This window comes from Sulfitobacter rhodophyticola (assembly GCF_041281685.2).
GTDB lineage: Bacteria > Pseudomonadota > Alphaproteobacteria > Rhodobacterales > Rhodobacteraceae > Sulfitobacter.
Window position 1 is genome coordinate 1355541 of the sequence record NZ_CP166251.2, and the last position, 16065, is coordinate 1371605.

General features: G+C 59.4%; 16 protein-coding genes. 6 read left to right on the forward strand and 10 right to left on the reverse strand.

Annotated features, from left to right (window positions below):
• Positions 1-129 precede the first annotated feature (129 nt).
• The 5 genes from AB4X18_RS07665 (at position 130) to dxs (ending at position 4561) form a co-directional block, all read left to right on the forward strand.
• A complete protein-coding gene (locus AB4X18_RS07665; protein WP_370399533.1) occupies positions 130-642 on the forward strand; it encodes a MarR family winged helix-turn-helix transcriptional regulator in 513 nt (170 codons plus the stop codon).
• A complete protein-coding gene (locus AB4X18_RS07670) occupies positions 639-1340 on the forward strand; it encodes a response regulator (RefSeq protein ID WP_370399534.1) in 702 nt (233 codons plus the stop codon). The genes AB4X18_RS07665 and AB4X18_RS07670 overlap by 4 nt, the downstream gene beginning before the upstream one ends.
• Positions 1341-1469: 129 nt before the next feature.
• Complete coding sequence (locus AB4X18_RS07675) at positions 1470-1712, forward strand: exodeoxyribonuclease VII small subunit (RefSeq protein WP_370399535.1); 243 nt, start codon at positions 1470-1472, stop codon at positions 1710-1712.
• Between the two features lies 1 nt (position 1713).
• Positions 1714-2613 carry a polyprenyl synthetase family protein gene (locus AB4X18_RS07680; protein ID WP_432817257.1) on the forward strand — a complete coding sequence of 300 codons (900 nt, stop codon included), beginning with the start codon at positions 1714-1716 and terminating at the stop codon, positions 2611-2613.
• A 19-nt stretch (positions 2614-2632) separates the two neighbouring features.
• Positions 2633-4561, forward strand: coding sequence for a 1-deoxy-D-xylulose-5-phosphate synthase (gene dxs, locus AB4X18_RS07685; protein ID WP_432817258.1), 1929 nt, complete (start codon positions 2633-2635; stop codon positions 4559-4561).
• Here the strand turns inward: dxs and AB4X18_RS07690 are convergent, their stop codons facing one another.
• The 8 genes from AB4X18_RS07690 to AB4X18_RS07725 all read right to left on the reverse strand — a co-directional run bounded on the left by AB4X18_RS07690 (position 4562) and on the right by AB4X18_RS07725 (position 13526).
• Complete coding sequence (locus AB4X18_RS07690; protein ID WP_370399537.1) at positions 4562-5347, reverse strand: ion transporter; 786 nt, start codon at positions 5345-5347, stop codon at positions 4562-4564.
• Between the two features lie 75 nt (positions 5348-5422).
• Positions 5423-6007 carry an exopolysaccharide biosynthesis protein gene (locus AB4X18_RS07695; RefSeq protein ID WP_370399538.1) on the reverse strand — a complete coding sequence of 195 codons (585 nt, stop codon included), beginning with the start codon at positions 6005-6007 and terminating at the stop codon, positions 5423-5425.
• Between the two features lie 11 nt (positions 6008-6018).
• Complete coding sequence (locus AB4X18_RS07700) at positions 6019-6873, reverse strand: SDR family oxidoreductase (protein ID WP_432817259.1); 855 nt, start codon at positions 6871-6873, stop codon at positions 6019-6021.
• 46 nt (positions 6874-6919) lie between these two features.
• Positions 6920-7600, reverse strand: a complete 681-nt coding sequence (locus AB4X18_RS07705; RefSeq protein ID WP_370399539.1) for a YjbF family lipoprotein — start codon at positions 7598-7600, stop codon at positions 6920-6922.
• 8 nt (positions 7601-7608) lie between these two features.
• The gene (locus tag AB4X18_RS07710) at positions 7609-9759 is read right to left on the reverse strand and encodes a YjbH domain-containing protein (protein WP_432817260.1); all 2151 of its coding nucleotides are present in this window, start codon (positions 9757-9759) and stop codon (positions 7609-7611) included.
• A 186-nt stretch (positions 9760-9945) separates the two neighbouring features.
• A complete protein-coding gene (locus AB4X18_RS07715) occupies positions 9946-11841 on the reverse strand; it encodes a polysaccharide biosynthesis protein (RefSeq protein ID WP_370399541.1) in 1896 nt (631 codons plus the stop codon).
• A 192-nt stretch (positions 11842-12033) separates the two neighbouring features.
• Positions 12034-12669 carry a sugar transferase gene (locus AB4X18_RS07720; RefSeq protein ID WP_370399542.1) on the reverse strand — a complete coding sequence of 212 codons (636 nt, stop codon included), beginning with the start codon at positions 12667-12669 and terminating at the stop codon, positions 12034-12036.
• The gene (locus AB4X18_RS07725; RefSeq protein ID WP_432817261.1) at positions 12666-13526 is read right to left on the reverse strand and encodes an NAD-dependent epimerase/dehydratase family protein; all 861 of its coding nucleotides are present in this window, start codon (positions 13524-13526) and stop codon (positions 12666-12668) included. The genes AB4X18_RS07720 and AB4X18_RS07725 overlap by 4 nt, the downstream gene beginning before the upstream one ends.
• Positions 13527-13744: 218 nt before the next feature.
• Between AB4X18_RS07725 and AB4X18_RS07730 the strand changes: the two genes are divergently transcribed.
• Positions 13745-14782 (forward strand): polysaccharide biosynthesis/export family protein, encoded by a 1038-nt coding sequence (locus AB4X18_RS07730; protein ID WP_432817262.1) that lies wholly within the window; start codon positions 13745-13747, stop codon positions 14780-14782.
• Between the two features lie 5 nt (positions 14783-14787).
• Here AB4X18_RS07730 and AB4X18_RS07735 read toward each other — a convergent pair whose 3' ends face one another.
• Together AB4X18_RS07735 and AB4X18_RS07740 are read right to left on the reverse strand one after the other, a co-directional pair.
• Positions 14788-15543 carry a class II aldolase and adducin N-terminal domain-containing protein gene (locus AB4X18_RS07735; protein WP_370399545.1) on the reverse strand — a complete coding sequence of 252 codons (756 nt, stop codon included), beginning with the start codon at positions 15541-15543 and terminating at the stop codon, positions 14788-14790.
• Positions 15544-15633: 90 nt separating this feature from the next.
• The gene (locus tag AB4X18_RS07740) at positions 15634-16053 is read right to left on the reverse strand and encodes a VOC family protein (protein WP_370399546.1); all 420 of its coding nucleotides are present in this window, start codon (positions 16051-16053) and stop codon (positions 15634-15636) included.
• Positions 16054-16065: the final 12 nt, after the last annotated feature.

Sequence of the window (16065 nt, forward strand, 5' to 3'; positions counted from 1 at the left end):
CAAAAGTTGCGTAGAATAAGCCCGATACGGACATATCATGTCGCCAAAGCTGCGATTCACTAGCCTTTCGCACTTGGAGTGTCAACAAGGCTGACGTATTGTTACGACACCAAACATACGAGGACCACCATGGCAGACGGGCGCAGCGCATCTTCCGTATCAGGCGAAAGCCTGCTGTTTCTGACCGACGAACAACTGCGGCAGGGGATCGAGGCGATGTTCTTTGCCTATCGTGGCTTTACCGCTGATCCGGACCGCATTCTGGATGACATGGCCTATGGTCGCGCCCACCACCGCGCGATCCACTTCATCAATCGCGCGCCGGGCACCACAGTCAACAATCTTCTGGCGATCCTCGGTGTCACCAAGCAATCGCTGAACCGCGTCTTGCGCACGCTGATTTCCGATGGGCTGGTGGAAAGCCGGGTGGGGCGCAACGACAAACGTGAACGCCATCTGCATCTGACGGAGGCAGGCCGCGCGCTGGAACAAACCCTGTCGGATGCCCAGCGCACCCGCATGCGCGCCGCATTTCGCACCGCCGGACCAGAGGCCGTTGCCGGTTTTCGCACCGTCCTTGAGGCGATGATGGACCAGGAGATGCGCGCCAGCTACATTCGCCTGAAGGAGACTGGCGCATGAGCGAAATGGAAGCCCACCTGCTGATCGTCGATGACGACGAACGCATTCGGACGTTGTTGCAGAAGTTCCTGATGCGGAACGGTTTTCTGGTCACATCCGCGCGCGATGCCGCCCATGCGCGGCGCATCCTCTCAGGGCTTGATTTCGACCTAATCGTCCTTGATGTGATGATGCCCGGCGAAGACGGGCTGAGCCTCACCCGGTCCTTGCGCGAGACCATGCAGACACCAATCCTGCTGCTGACTGCCAAATCTGACACCGACGACCGCATTGAAGGTCTGGAAGCTGGCGCGGATGATTACCTGCCCAAGCCGTTTGAGCCCAAGGAACTCCTGCTGCGCATCAACGCCATTCTTCGCCGGGTCCCGGACACCAGCGCCCAGGACGCCGCCCCCAAGGTCCTGACTTTGGGCTCCATTCGCTATGACATGGAACGCGGAGAGATGTGGCAGGAGGATGCGCTTGTCCGGCTTACCGCGACCGAAATACAGTTGATGAAGATTTTCTCCGCCTGCCCTGGTGAGGCGCTCAGCCGGGCCAAATTGGTTGAAGAACTGGGCAGGGACCGTGGACAGGCGCAAGAACGCGCCGTCGACGTTCAGATCACCCGGCTTCGTCGGAAGATCGAAGACAACCCCAAGCAGCCCCGCTATCTGCAGACTGTGCGCGGTGCGGGTTACATGTTGGCGCCCGACTAACCAGCGTTATGAGTCTGGCACGGGTTGCGCAGCGGGATTTAAGGCCAAAAAGAGAAGCAAAAGCGCCTCTGGCGAAGGCCGCGTTTCCCTACTAGTGTAGCGCCGATTGAGATTTATGAGGCACCTGAGATGACCGACACATCCGTGGATGAAATGAGCTTTGAAACCGCCATGGCGGAGCTTGAGAAGGTGCTGGGTCAGTTGGAGAGGGGCGATGTTGCGCTCGAAGAAAGCATTGCCCTTTACGAACGCGGTGCCGCGTTGAAAAAACGCTGCGAGACCAAATTGAAGGAAGCCGAGGAAAAGGTCGCCGCGATCACGCTGGATGGCGATGGCAATCCCGTTGGGCTGAAACCAGTCGAAGATACCTGACATGGACATGTCCCGTCACGAAGGCCTGCTGGACCGCTTGCCGCTGGATGCCGCGATGGCGCGCGCTCAGGCGGCCATCACCGCACGCTTTCGGGAAATCACACCCCAGCCGGACATCCTTGGTCAGGCGATGGGCCATGCGTTGATCGGCGGCAAGATGCTGCGCGGTTTTCTTGCATTTGAATCCTGCCGCCTGCATGGCGTCGATGCGGCGCTGTCGATTGACCCCGCGTTGGCCATCGAATGCATGCACGCCTATTCGCTGGTCCATGATGATCTGCCGTGCATGGACGATGACGACCTGCGGCGCGGCCGCCCGACCGTGCACAAACAATGGGACGAAGCGACTGCCGTGCTGGCGGGTGACGCCCTTCAGTCGCTTGCGTTTGAACTTTTGGCACACAGCAAATTTGGCACCCGGGGCCAGGTGCTCGTCAAGATGCTGGCACGTTTGGGCGGGCGGCATGGCATGGTGCGCGGCCAGATGCAGGACATCGCCGCCGAGACCACTCAGTCCCCCCTGACATTGGATGAAGTGACGGAGCTTCAGCACAACAAGACCGGCAAACTGATCTGCTGGTCCTGTATGGTAGGTCCGATGATGATCGACCGCGATTCGGAAGACCATCCCCTGCGCGCCTACGCAAACGCCATCGGGCTTGCATTTCAGATCGCCGATGACATCCTCGATATCGAAGGCGACGCCGCCACCGTCGGCAAGGCCACCCACAAGGACGCGGACGCCGGGAAGGCGACCTTCGTATCCCTGATGGGGCTGGATGAGGCCAAACGCCGCGCCGATGACCTTGTGCAATCCGCTTGCGATGCGCTCAGTGTCTATGGCAACGACGCCGCGACACTTCAGGAAGCGGCGCGCTTCATCATCGCCCGAAAAAGCTGATCCGGCAAAGAGGCACGACATGACCAACCGACCCAAGACACCGCTGCTGGACAAAGTGGCACGCCCCGCGGACATGAAACATCTCAGCGATGCGGAGCTGACCCAACTTGCCCATGAAGTCCGGACAGAGACGATTTCGGCGGTCTCGGAAACCGGCGGCCACCTTGGCGCGGGTCTGGGTGTGGTCGAACTTACCGTCGCACTTCATGCCGTTTTTGACACACCCCGCGACAAGATCGTCTGGGACGTGGGCCATCAGTGCTACCCCCACAAGATCCTGACGGAACGCCGCGACCGCATCCGCACCCTGCGGCAGAAAGACGGGCTGAGCGGCTTCACCAAGCGCAGCGAATCCCCCTACGATCCTTTTGGTGCCGCGCATAGTTCCACCTCCATTTCTGCCGCACTCGGGTTTGCCGCAGCACGTGATCTGGGCGGTGTCATCCCCGAAGGCGCAGGCGATGCAATTGCCGTGATCGGGGACGGGGCGATGTCTGCCGGCATGGCGTACGAAGCGATGAACAACGCGGGCCACCTTGGCAAACGCCTGATCGTGATCCTGAACGACAACGAGATGTCCATCGCGCCCCCTGTCGGCGCGATGTCCAGCTACCTGAGCCGCCTTTATGCGGAGGAACCCTTTCAGGATCTCAAGGCAGCGGCGAAGGGCGCCGTCAGCCTTCTGCCCGGCCCGTTCCGCGAGGGTGCCAAGCGGGCCAGGGATGTGCTGAAAGGCATGGCGGTCGGCGGGACGTTGTTCGAACAACTCGGGTTTTCCTACGTCGGTCCCATCGACGGTCACGACATGAACCAACTGCTGCCCGTCCTGCGCACTGTCAAGCAACGTGCTACAGGACCAATCCTGATCCACATCCTGACGAAAAAGGGCAAGGGCTATGCCCCCGCCGAAGCGGCCCGCGACAAGGGCCACGGCGTATCCAAGTTCAACGTCATCACGGGCGAACAATCCAAAGCCCCTTCAAATGCGCCAAGCTACACTTCCGTGTTCGCGAATGCCTTGCTGCAGGCCGCCGCCAAGGACGACAAGGTTTGCGCGATCACTGCCGCCATGCCGGATGGTACTGGCCTGAACCTTTTCGCCGAACGCTACCCGTCGCGCTGTTTCGACGTCGGCATCGCCGAACAACACGGCGTGACATTCAGTGCCGGTCTGGCGGCGGGTGGCATGAAACCCTTCTGCGCGCTTTATTCCACGTTCCTGCAGCGCGGGTATGATCAGGTGGTGCACGACGTGGCCATCCAACGCCTGCCCGTACGTTTTGCCATCGACCGCGCGGGGCTGGTGGGCGCGGATGGCGCGACCCACGCGGGCGCGTTCGATACGGCATTCCTTGCCAATCTGCCCGGCTTCGTCGTGATGGCCGCCGCAGATGAAGCAGAGTTGAAGCACATGGTTGCCACCGCTGTCGCCCATGATGATGGACCCATCGCATTCCGTTTTCCGCGCGGCTCCGGCACCGGTGTCGATCTGCCTGAACAGGGCACACCACTGCAGATTGGCAAGGGCCGGATGATCCATGAAGGCAGCCGCGTTGCGCTGCTTTCTTTCGGCACCCGGCTGGCAGAAGTTGAAAAAGCCGCCGAAGCACTGACCGCAAAGGGGATCACCCCCACCATTGCCGATGCCCGATTTGCCAAACCGCTGGACCGGGACCTGATCCTGTCACTTGCGGCCGATCACGAGGCGCTGATCACGATTGAGGAAGGCGCAGTTGGCGGTTTTGGCAGCCATGTGGCGCAATTGCTTGCCGATGAAGGCGTATTCGACCACGGGCTAAAATTCCGCTCCATGGTCCTGCCCGATATCTTCATCGATCAGGCCTCTCCCGCGGATATGTACGCCGTCGCTGGGATGAACGCGCCAGACATCGAAGCAAAGGTGCTGGAGGTGTTGGGCATCGCGACCCTGAAAGCCGGGCGCGCCTGATTACTTCCGCGTCCGCTGTTCCAGCAATTGATCCAGCCGATCCTCGATGGATTCCAGGCGCGCGTTGACATTGTCACGATACGACGTCGTCTCTGCATTACTTTCCTCAGCATGCGCATCCTGCATGGAATTCACGATCAGGCCGACAAGCAGGTTCACCACCGCAAAGGTCGTGACCATGATGAAGGGCACAAAGAACATCCATGCCAGCGGATAAACTTCCATCACCGGGCGCACGATACCCATCGACCAGCTTTCCAGCGTCATGATCTGAAACAGCGAATAGGCGCTGTCGCCCAAGGTCCCGAAAAACTCAGGGAAGCTGGCAGAGAAAAGCTTCGTCGCGATGACGGATCCAATGTAGAAAATCAGCGCCATCAGCAAAAAGACAGACGCCATACCCGGCAGCGCCGTGATGAAGCCTTCGACCACCCGGCGCAATCGCGGCGCAGTCGAGATCAGGCGCAGAACACGCAAGATGCGCAATGCCCGCAGGGCAGAAAACCCTTCCGCGGCAGGCACCAGCGATATCCCCACGATCACGAAATCAAACAGGTTCCAGCCATCGCGGAAAAACCGAACGCGATAGGCGATCAACTTTGCCGTCAGTTCGACTACGAAGATTGCAAGACAGATCCGATCCAGCGTCAGGATCAATTCACCGGCGAACGCCATGATGGGTTTGGATGTCTCCATCCCCAACAGGATCGCATTGAAGATGATCACCCCCATGATGAAAGTGCCAAACTGCGGCGTTTCCAGAAGGGATCTGATGCGTGCTGTCATGGGTCCGCCTTTGCCTGTTCGGCCCTATATGGCGGCAGGGGAATGCAGGGACAAGATGCTCTCGTCCTTCGTCCATCAGGTCCAGAGCAAAATCGCACCACCGACGGTCAAACCAACCATCAAATAACCCAAAAACACATAGACACCATCGCGGGTGAAAAGACCGTAAACCATGAGGGCAATGGTGCCTGCGCCCACTGAAGTCACAAAAGGCAGCACCTCAAGAAATGGCCAGCCAAGCGGAATGAACACACAAATGAACAAGGTCACAACCCGCATGATGCCACGTGTCAGGAATTCAAGACGCTGCTGAGAATGTTTGTCCAGAAACGCGCAGGGTCTCTCAAGCCAATCGAGCGCGCGGCGCAATTTCTTTCCTGCAATCTTCCGGCGCAAAAGAAACCGCGGCAGCCACAGGCGGCGACGCCCCGATAGGGCCTGCACCGCCATCGTCACGATCAGGAAGGCCGATACCGTTGGCATTCCCGGAATCCCTGACAGCGGCGAAACCAGTAGCACGGCAAGAAGCAGGATAAACGGCGTGATCGCCCTGTCGCCCAGCTTGGACCGGACATCTTGGACTGAAACATCTTCGTTGCGCGCAGCCTGTGACACGTCATTCAGAAGGCCACTCAGCGTGTTCTCCTCCCCTGTGTGCATCGACCCTGCTTTCAGTTGTCACCTTTCAACATTGCCGCCAATCCACTGCGGTAATCTGCGTATTGCGGCTGCCACCCCAACGCTTTCTTGATCCGATCGTTCCGCACCTTCTTGCTCTCTGCATAGAAGCTGCGCGCCATCGGGGTCATTTCAGCCGTCTCAAAATCTTCGGCCGGAGGGAGCGGTAGCCCAAGCAGTTCCGCCGCATGACCGATCACATCCTGCGGCGGCGCAGGATCGTCATCACACAGGTTGTAGATCGCGCCGGGATCAGGCCGCACGATGGACAATTCCAGGGCCTGCGCGATGTCCTCCACGTGAATGCGCGAAAACACCTGGCCTTCCTTGATGATCCTGCGGGCCGTGCCCGCGCGGACCTTTGCAAATGGCCCCCGTCCCGGACCATAGATACCGGCGAGCCGAAAGATATGCAGCGGCAGATCGGGAATGGCGCGCCATGCCGCCTCTGCCTCCACCCGCGCCTGTCCGCGTGTTGTGGCAGGAGTCAGCGCGGTGTCTTCGTCCACCCAGTCCCCCTGATGATCCCCATAGACGCCCGTCGTTGACAAATACCCGACCCAGCGTAGCCGGGGCGCGGCTGCAACGAAATGATCGCGCATTGCACCGAGTACCGGGTCCCCGTTCCCATCAGGGGCGGCGGACAGCAACACATGATCCACCCCGGCCAAAAGGGGCGCTATATCAGTACCGGGCCAGACCACAGGCTCCACTCCGGTCTCAGCGATACCTGCGCATTTTTCGGAACTGCGGGTGGTACCGATGATCCGCCAGCCTTGCGGCACCAACCGCGCGGCAAGTGCCCGCGCACTGAACCCGTGACCAAAGGAAAGAAGTGTCTTTTTCATACCTCTGAACCTGCCTGCACCAAGGCAACGCGGCAAGAGGTACGGATCAGTTTTTCAGCCGTTCCAGCGCGATATATCCAAAAACCGGCCCCGCCCATTGCCGCGACTTGCGCATGCGCCCGCCCGAAGTCTCCACCCAGTATTCATTGGTAAAGCTGACGTCGCCGCGCACGCAGGTTTCGCGCATCCGATAGGTCGCGACACGCTGATCCACGATCTGGATTGTCTCCGGACCCAGTTGCGTCATGTCGCAGGCAAACTCCACCGTCTGCGCAATTCCGTTTGCACGCGCCAACGTCATCAACCGTGCGCCACCACCGCCTTGCCCGTCAAATCCGGCCAGCGTCGAACCTGCCTGCGCAGACCGCATATCACCACCCAGCCCCCGCGTTCCGACAAGCACACCGTCGCGCAGGATGATCTGTGCATTATCCGATGACTGCCACACCTCGATTGTGCCGGGCCCATCATCAGTGCGCCGCGCCACCAGGCGGAGGAAATCCTGCAACCCCGTATTGTCGGGAATTGCCTGCATGACCTGCCCCGGTGTCTGATCCAGCAAAGCCCGGGTCACGACAACCGGCTGCGGCTCCGGCTGGTTCCAGCTTTGATACACACTGACCGCTGCCTTGCCGACCCGCGTCAGCGCATCATCCGGCTGTTCGCCAGTGCCACCGTTGCAACCCGCAAGGCCAAGGCTCACGCAGATCAGGGCCAGTGCTGTCATCCGGCGCATCATTCCCAAACCCTCGACCAATTGCCGATAACCGCGTTCTTGTGGCCCTGCCTGACCTGCTCATAAAGCCGCCCCGGCACTTCGACACGTGCGCCACCGTCGCGCTGAATGGGTCTGATCGTGGTCGACAGTGACCGTCGTCCGGGCGTACCAAGGAACCAGTCCAGCGGGATCGAAAGATGTATCCCCTTGTCGAAAGATCCCTCACCAAAGTCCGCCGAAGAAACATCCGTCAGGGTAAAGAACCCTCCGACACGCCATCCGTTCTGGAATTCCCGTGTCAGCGTGACCGTGGCACCCAGATCGCCTGCAAGGTACCGACCCACATCAACCTGCCCCAGATACCCACCGCCAAATTCATAATAGGCAGAGGCATGACCCGTTGCGATACTGTAGTCACGGAACCCAAGGCCGGAATAGTCGCGCTGCTGGACATAGTTTGCCTCAACCCCCAGCGCCAACCGGCTGCCAACGGGCTTCCACAGCACCTCTCCCGACACACCACCGAACATCCGCTCAAGATAACCTGCCGTCACACGGGCATAGATCTCATCGGCAGGCTTCCATTGGCGGCTGATATAAAGATTGTCGAGTATCGTATCACCGCCGCGGGCATAAAGGATGTTGTCCGTACGCACGCGTGGCAGCACCGAATTGCTGGTCCGGGTTGAATCCGACAGCGTATCAATCAGGCGGTACTTCAGCCGCCCGCCGATCTCCCAACCAAGGGCCGGCCGATAGGTCAGCTCAAACTTGACCCCGCCTTCATACCGCACGGGCTCATCCGGGTCGAAATAGTTGGGCTCGAAATAGGGGGCGATTGTCCAGGTGTAATCGGGATAAAGCGTATCACTGTAGACCGCGTTCTCAAGCGTCGGCGCCGCTTCACCGATCCCTGTAACAGCCAGAAGGGCGTCTGCCCCCTGGGACGCGAATTCCAACGCTTCGAGATCCGAACGGCGGATGGTGACCGCCGATTGCGCCAACCCGTTCTCCATGGTCACAAGACGAAACGTCTCAACAGAAGCAGGCATGACCTGCGCCAAGGCACGTGCTGCACGGCCGACGGCGACAGATGTCGCGCGGTATCTGTTGTTGCGGAAACGCAGCTCTGCCCGGTCCGCGGTCACTTCCAGCGCCTCCAGCGTCAGCCCGCTTTCGGCCAGTACCGGCATCAACCGATCGCGCAGAACCAAAGGTGCCTCGGCACTTTCGGACCATCCTGTGCTCCACACCTCGGGTGCGATTGCCCGATCCGGGCGCGGATCAATCGGTGCCGTGGGCCGTATTGCCAATGGCGCCAGCGGCGCGTTCGGGCTCAATTGCACCTGAACATTGAAACCAAACTCTGAGCCGTAGAGATAATAGGCCCCCAAACGAATGCGATCAGATACCTGGTATTCCGTACCGAAATTCAGCCGGGACTTCCGCTCGAACACACCATTGGCGGTTTCGGAAACATACGCGTCAGAGCTGTACTCCGCCTTCAGACCCCAGCGATCCGTCACCTGCCATTCGACCCCGCCAAAGGGGGCAGCCGGACCCCGAAACCACTGATCCGTTGAAGGACTGCCGCCCCTGTCAGTGGAAACAAATCCGGGGCGGGGGCCACCAAAAGGCGAACCGATTGCCCCCGCGGAGCCAAATCGGCCCCAGCCAAGGCCAGCCGTAACGTTGATACGACCAGGAAGGCGTGCAACGCCGTCAAAGCTTTTGGTGGCCACGACGTATTCACCAGCATAGATGCCCGTGCCCGCAAAATCCTGCAGACCGACAGTCACAGCAGGCAAGATCCGCCGCTCCTTCAGAGCCTGAAAGCGCAGATCGAAACTGCGGTCACGATAGGTGTCAAACCCATCCGCATTCCAGTCCTGGATACCCACATAACGAAAGCTCGCCGAAATCCGAGGGGTGACCTGAAAGGTCAAGGTGGTGCGCGTATTGCCCCCGAAGGTGGAGACACCAATCGCAAAGGTGCCGTCGGGCAGCGCTTGCGCTGTAGGCATGTCAACCAGACCGGGCGCGCCAAAGAAATTCAGCGTCGGACGGTCCGGCACATCAAAGATGTCAAATTGCTGGGCTGCCGCAGGCACCGTGCCCATCAACACAAGCCCGCATGTCGCAGCGGTCAGATAACCCACGCCCTTCATGAAACCAAGGATCCCGTCATTGCTGCCTGCTGCACTCTATTGCCCTTTGCCATTCGGCATTCTCGCTCAGGGTGTGCACGCGAAGGTCACCGAAATCAACACCTTCGCCCGATCTCGCGCAAATCTGAACGTCGCCGCGACATTCCTACCGCACCTCCTTGATCCGATGCGCCGTTCCCTAACCCGTCAGGAAAGCTTGCGATCCAGATCATCCGCGACGGACGCCTGGCCAAATCCTTCGACCCAGCCCATGATGACCGCCCGTGCCATATCCTCGTTGCTGGCAACCATCGCTTCGCGCAGGCGACGCAAGGCACGCGCCACTTCCATCTCCGAAAGTCCCTCTTCACGGGCCGAGAAAATCTTGGGGTTGCGGGTGCCGATCAACTCGCCTGACAGGGTGAGTTCCTCGCTCATCTTTTCGCCCGGGCGCAAACCGGTAAAGGCAATCTCGATGTCGCCATCGGGGTTTTCCGCGTCGCGCAGAGTATACCCCGCACTCTCGATCACCTGTTTGGCCAATTGAAAGATCTGGATCGGTTTGCCCATGTCGAGCACGAACACCTCACCACCCTCGGCCATTGCGCCGGCCTGAAGCACCAGTTTGACCGCCTCTTGCACGGTCATGAAATATCGTTCCACCGCCGGATCTGTGACGGTCAGCGGCCCGCCACGACGCAACTGATCCTGAAACAGCGGCACCACCGATCCGGACGAGCCCAGAACATTGCCGAACCGCACCATCGAGAAAATCGTGCCGCCCGCACCGCTTCTGTTTGCGGCCAAATCCTGAATCACAAGTTCCGCCAACCGCTTGGATGCACCCATGACGTTTGTGGGCCGCACCGCCTTGTCGGATGAAATCAGGATGAACCTTTCGACGTTGGCCTGCAGCGCTTGCTCCGCCAGCGTCTGTGTGCCGAACACATTGTTCACCAGCCCGGCCAGCGGATTGGACTCCACCAGTGGTACGTGTTTGTACGCCGCCGCATGAAGGATGACGTCAACGTCATGCTCCATCAGTACCTTGCGCACCTGACGCGCTTCGGTGATGGAGCCCAGCACCGGCACAATCTCGATGTTGGCGCCCTCGGTTACCTGTCGCAGTTCCAGATCCGCATTATAAAGCGCAAGCTCGCTCAATTCGAACAGGACCAACTTGGTCGGACGACAGTCCAGCACCTGACGGCTCAGTTCAGAGCCAATGGATCCGCCCGCACCTGATACCAGCACAACCTTGCCTGCGTAACAGGCAGATCCGTCATTCAGGGAATGATCGAATTCGTCACGGTTGAGAAAACTGTGCGCGTGTAGCGGTTTGAACTTGTCCAGCAGCGCTTCACCGCCAATCAATTGCGCAAAAGAGGGGAGCGCCTGCACCTCAAGTCCCATCTGCTCAAGCCGCCGGGCGATCTGGGCCTGTTTGGGCAGGGTGAGCGAAGGAATGGCAAGCAGCACCCGGTCAATCTGCTTCTCCTTCGCCACCTCTGCTATGCGCAGCGGATTGTAAACGGGGATATTTGCGACGTTGAGCCCTTGGATCGCCGCGTTGTCATCCACGAAGGCGACAGGTTCGATGCTTTCATGCCGCCGCAGCGCCGACACGATCTGCGTACCAGTCGTACCCGCCCCATAGATCAGAACCCGACACCGCGAAGACGAACGCCGATAGATGGCAAGTACCACCTGCAAAAGCACGGTACGCGCAATAACCACCAACGAAAAGAACGCAGCACCAAAGACCACATGAACCGAGGTCGGCAGCGTCAGACCAACAATCCATGACATTATGATGGAAATCGCGACCAGGCTCGCGGCAAAAACACCGGTGGTCCCGATCGCCGCGCCCTCATAGGAATTAAGCTGTGTCGTGCAAACCCCAAGCCAAAGTGAAACGGCCACGCCAAAAATCAAAACATAGGGAAGCACGGTCATGTAGTCGATCAGGTGTGGCAACACGCCGCCCGGCAATCCCTGCGCTGCAAGAGCGAAAACAATGGCCAGTATGATAAGCCCCGAGTCCAAAGTCAGCATGATGCCGCGCTTCTGGCGCTTGGTAAGCGATTTAATGACATTCAACATGATCGACCGGTAACCTTTTAAACGTGCCACATAAACTGACGTGGGACGTTTGCGCAGTGGGCAAAGTGCCTATTGCTTCGACCATCCCCCGAGAGCCGTATCAAAACCCTTTAAATTTACGCCAATTGCAGCAATTTCTACAAACCTCTTTCCACTCAGTCCTGTGATTCCTCAACCATTGCGCGAAAAAACTCACACATTGGGCGGTTTTCGGCCTGTACGTCGGCGGAAAAGGTTCCCAATTGTCTGAAACACCAAGTCAAAATCGTAGCAGGTCGACTGATTCTTTTGATAGATCAGGTCAAGGCGCGCCTTTCGCGGTACACAGATTCGCACGTAAACATCGTCCGTTTCCGCTGCCGTTTTGCAGCGTGCCAACAATCTGTCTTCATGTTTATGAAATTTGATCGTCGCCAGTCCGGTGACGCCGGGACGTGACCTGAGCACGTCGGCATAAAGATCAGGAAAGCGTTCCACGTATTCACGTAGCGGCGGACGCGGCCCGACAAAGCTCAGATCTCCTCGCAGGATGTTCCATAATTGCGGAAACTCGTCCAGCCTCTTTGCCCGCAACCAGGCACCGGTTTCGGTGATCCGCCCGTCCTTGTCGCCACCCGACACGCCGCGATCTGCCGATGCAACGTTCATGGTGCGCAATTTCCACAGATTGAACGGCTCACCGGGCGCCTTCATGCGTTCTGCTACGTAAAAAAGGGGGCGCCCTTCCTTGATCAATAGCCAGATCAGCAAGCCGATCAGAACAGGCCCGAGGATCACCACCAGAAGGCTGGCAAAGAACAGATCAAAAATACGTTTGCGCCAGGTCATCCGGCCATTTCCCTGTATCGCAGCCATTCCGCCACCAGACCCTGCGCTGTCGTGTCGGTCAGGGGCACATAGCGCGCCAATTCCTGTGTCGAAAGGGCGACCTTGCGGATCACACCATCCGGCGCGGGGCGCGGCGCCCACGGCAAACCGGCCGCATCCAGTAATGCGCCCATCTCGACCACACCGGGACCCGCCACATTCAGGACAGATGGCAGTTTGGCTTTTGTCGCCAATCCAGCAATCACCCGCGCCAACGCCTGCGGCCCGATATAGCTTCGTGCGGGGGTGCTGCCATCTGGCAATTGGTCAATCCGCATTCCTTCGTGCCAACCGCCCAGTATGGCATCAGCCCCCGCGACATTGCCAATCCTCAGAACCGTGACCGCCTGACCGATCTGCGCGCCCAACGCGAGGCCCGCCTGCTCCATCTCGCACTTCGCACGACCATACTCTGCCAGCGGAGCCAGCGTCGAATCTTCGGTCAACAGACCTGACTGACGCCCGTAGACGGCTGCGGAAGACGCCAGAAAGACCCGCCCCGCACCGGCTGCTTTCGCCGCATGGATCGCCGCCATCGCAAGATCGCTGTTGTGCGACATCGGCGCGCCCCGCCTTGCCGCCGCGTCCGTGATCCCGGCCAGGCAAACGACCGCCCGGTGCCCCGCCAAAAGACCCTGCAGGACCGCCTTGTCCTGCAGGATATCGCAGCGCTCGATACCGGTCCCTGCCGTGCGGCCCACCGCCACCAGATTGCCATCTGGCCAAAAGCTGCGCAGCATGCGCCCCAACCGCCCAGTGGCGCCAAGCAACACTGTGCCGCGAAATTCCGCTTCCCTGACTGAAACGATTGACGTCATACTTGGTGCCAGTATCTTGCGCGACAGCAAATGCCAACTGGAGGGGCTTCCACCCCTCTTAAAAGACTTGATTACGAACGCAGGAATACGCCACTTGATCAAGTCGGCACCACTAGAAATGATCGGCAGTCCAGATGGCAATGTCTCGTAAACACTTGTTATGTCTCGTGCTCAGTCTGACGCTGGCCGCTTGCTCCTCCCTGCCCCGTGGGGCCGCCGTGGAAAAGGAAATATTGCAGGCCGCAGACGCACCGAACCCAGAGATTGCGATTTACCCCGTGACGCGCGCCTTCCTTCCAAGCGTTGCCAAATGGCCACGCAACGGGTCGCGCTCCTACTCATGGATCGGCCATAGCCATGGCGCGAATGCACAGATCATCCGTCCCGGTGATCGGCTGAACCTGTTGATTTGGGACAGCGGCGAAAACTCCCTTCTGACAGGTCCGGATGAGCGTGTCGCCAGCCTGCCCGACATGCGCGTTACCGAGGCAGGGGCCATTTTCGTCCCCTACGTGGGCAAGATCCAGGTCTCGGGCCGCACACCAGACAGTGCGCGCCAGTTGGTGCAACGGCAATTGGAAGACATCGTTCCGTCCGCACAGGTGCAGCTTTCCATGGTTGAAGGGCGCGGAAACTCCATCGACCTTGTGGGGGGCGTGAACAGCCCCGGCAACATCGTCATGCCAGATCAGGATTTTTCGGTTCTGGCAGCGATTTCCGCAGGCGGAGGTGTTGAACCGTCCATGGAGAACCCGCAGGTCAAGCTTGTACGCGGTCACAACATCTATGCGACCTCGATCAGCCGCCTCTATGACAACCCGCGGCTCGACACCCGCTTGCGTGGCGGGGACAAAGTCATTGTCGAAGCCGACCGGCGCTATTTCCTGTCGCTGGGTGCAGCGGGCCGCGAAGCACAGCATTCCTTCAACCGCGATGATGTTTCGGCCCTTGATGCACTGGCAATCATTGGTGGCGTCAACGACAGCCGCGCCGATCCTGAAGGCATTCTGATCCTGCGTGAATATCCCTCCAGCGCAGTGCAGGCTGGTACCCGTGGCCCGCGCAACACGCGCGTGGTGTTCACCCTGGATCTGACTTCGTCTGACGGGCTGTTCTCCGCCCGTAATTTCCACATTCAGTCCGGTGATCTCGTACTTGCCACTGAAAGCCCGCTGACGGACACCCGCACCATCATTGGCCTTGTCGGATCAGCCTTTGGTGTGATCAGTTCAGCAAGCAGTGCATCTGGCAGCTGACCCGATCAGTGAGCGTAATCTGAACCTTCAGCATCGAGCAAGGCCTTCAGCTCTGCCAAATGGCGCGCGTCCTGTTCGGGGTATTCTTCCAGCTCGCGCGCCGTTTTTTCGGCAATCTCATCCGAAATCCGCCGCAGCGGCATGCCCGTCTGCAATGCCCTGATATACGTCTCCGCAGCGCGCTCGAAATAATACAGCCGGTTGAACGTATCCGCGACAGTATCCCCGATCACCAGCACCCCATGGCTTCCCATCACCATCACCTTCTGCTTGGGATCGGTCAGCAGCGCAGCACAGCGCGCGCCTTCATCCTCGAACGCCAGCCCGCCATAATCCTCATCGATGACCACGCGGTTAAAGAAGGTGCAGCAGTTCTGATCAATCGGCGGCAACCGGCTGTCCTGCAGGCAGGCCAGGACCGTGGCGTGGATCGAATGCACATGCATCACGCAACGCGCATGCGGACACGCCCGATGTACCCCGCCATGCAAGCCCCAGGCCGTCGGATCCGGCGCATCCGGCCCTTCCAACGTATCGGGATCATTGGCATCAATCAGCAACATCTCACTGGCTTTGATCCGCGCGAAATGTGCCTGATTAGGGTTCATCAGAAACCGCGTGCCATCGTCATTCACCGCGAGCGAGAAGTGGTTCGCCACCCCTTCATGCATGTTCAGCCGCGCGGTCCAGCGAAAGGCAGCGGCCAGATCGACGCGCTCCTGCCAATGGTCCATGTTCGGTTTCATCTGCGTGACGGTCATGGCCGATACTCCTTTGCCGCTATGATGCACAACGCCCATGGCGAAACCCAGCGAAAAAATAGCACATCAAAGGTGCTCGTCCGGGATACGTCACAACGCCCGACTAACAACCCAGGCATATCCGTTCTCACACAACACATACGCCTCCCTTAACCCATGCGGCTTGTCCGTTGCCCCTTGCAAAACCGTGCCGCCCAGCGCCTCTGCACGTGCACAGACTTCATCCGGATCCGTATCGTAAAGCCTGATTTCGATTCCCGCACCACGCGGGGGGCTTTCGGGCAGCAGCCCCAACAAGGGGTTGGAATGATACGTGCCGTCGACATGCAACTGAAACACGTCCTTCCCATAGCGCATGATCGCAAAATCTGCTGTCGGCTGAAACGCTTTCATGCCAAAGAGCTTTTCCAGAAACGCCACCTGGGCACTTACATCCCGCACCAGCAGGTTCAGTCCGATCCCGTGCAAGCTGGCGCCGAACTCCTCAGCACCCACCGTTTCAAAATCCATACCCACGCTCCC

Coding starts and splice junctions, on each gene's coding strand:
- AB4X18_RS07665 (WP_370399533.1), top strand. CDS start 130: ATGGCAGACGGGCGCAGCGCATCTTCCGTATCAGGCGAAAGCCTGCTG.
- AB4X18_RS07675 (WP_370399535.1), top strand. CDS start 1,470: ATGACCGACACATCCGTGGATGAAATGAGCTTTGAAACCGCCATGGCG.
- AB4X18_RS07715 (WP_370399541.1), bottom strand. CDS start 11,841: ATGTTGAATGTCATTAAATCGCTTACCAAGCGCCAGAAGCGCGGCATC.
- AB4X18_RS07695 (WP_370399538.1), bottom strand. CDS start 6,007: ATGCACACAGGGGAGGAGAACACGCTGAGTGGCCTTCTGAATGACGTG.
- AB4X18_RS07725 (WP_432817261.1), bottom strand. CDS start 13,526: ATGACGTCAATCGTTTCAGTCAGGGAAGCGGAATTTCGCGGCACAGTG.
- AB4X18_RS07680 (WP_432817257.1), top strand. CDS start 1,714: ATGGACATGTCCCGTCACGAAGGCCTGCTGGACCGCTTGCCGCTGGAT.
- AB4X18_RS07690 (WP_370399537.1), bottom strand. CDS start 5,347: ATGACAGCACGCATCAGATCCCTTCTGGAAACGCCGCAGTTTGGCACT.
- AB4X18_RS07720 (WP_370399542.1), bottom strand. CDS start 12,669: ATGACCTGGCGCAAACGTATTTTTGATCTGTTCTTTGCCAGCCTTCTG.
- dxs (WP_432817258.1), top strand. CDS start 2,633: ATGACCAACCGACCCAAGACACCGCTGCTGGACAAAGTGGCACGCCCC.
- AB4X18_RS07740 (WP_370399546.1), bottom strand. CDS start 16,053: ATGGATTTTGAAACGGTGGGTGCTGAGGAGTTCGGCGCCAGCTTGCAC.
- AB4X18_RS07735 (WP_370399545.1), bottom strand. CDS start 15,543: ATGACCGTCACGCAGATGAAACCGAACATGGACCATTGGCAGGAGCGC.
- AB4X18_RS07700 (WP_432817259.1), bottom strand. CDS start 6,873: ATGAAAAAGACACTTCTTTCCTTTGGTCACGGGTTCAGTGCGCGGGCA.
- AB4X18_RS07710 (WP_432817260.1), bottom strand. CDS start 9,759: ATGAAGGGCGTGGGTTATCTGACCGCTGCGACATGCGGGCTTGTGTTG.
- AB4X18_RS07705 (WP_370399539.1), bottom strand. CDS start 7,600: ATGACAGCACTGGCCCTGATCTGCGTGAGCCTTGGCCTTGCGGGTTGC.
- AB4X18_RS07670 (WP_370399534.1), top strand. CDS start 639: ATGAGCGAAATGGAAGCCCACCTGCTGATCGTCGATGACGACGAACGC.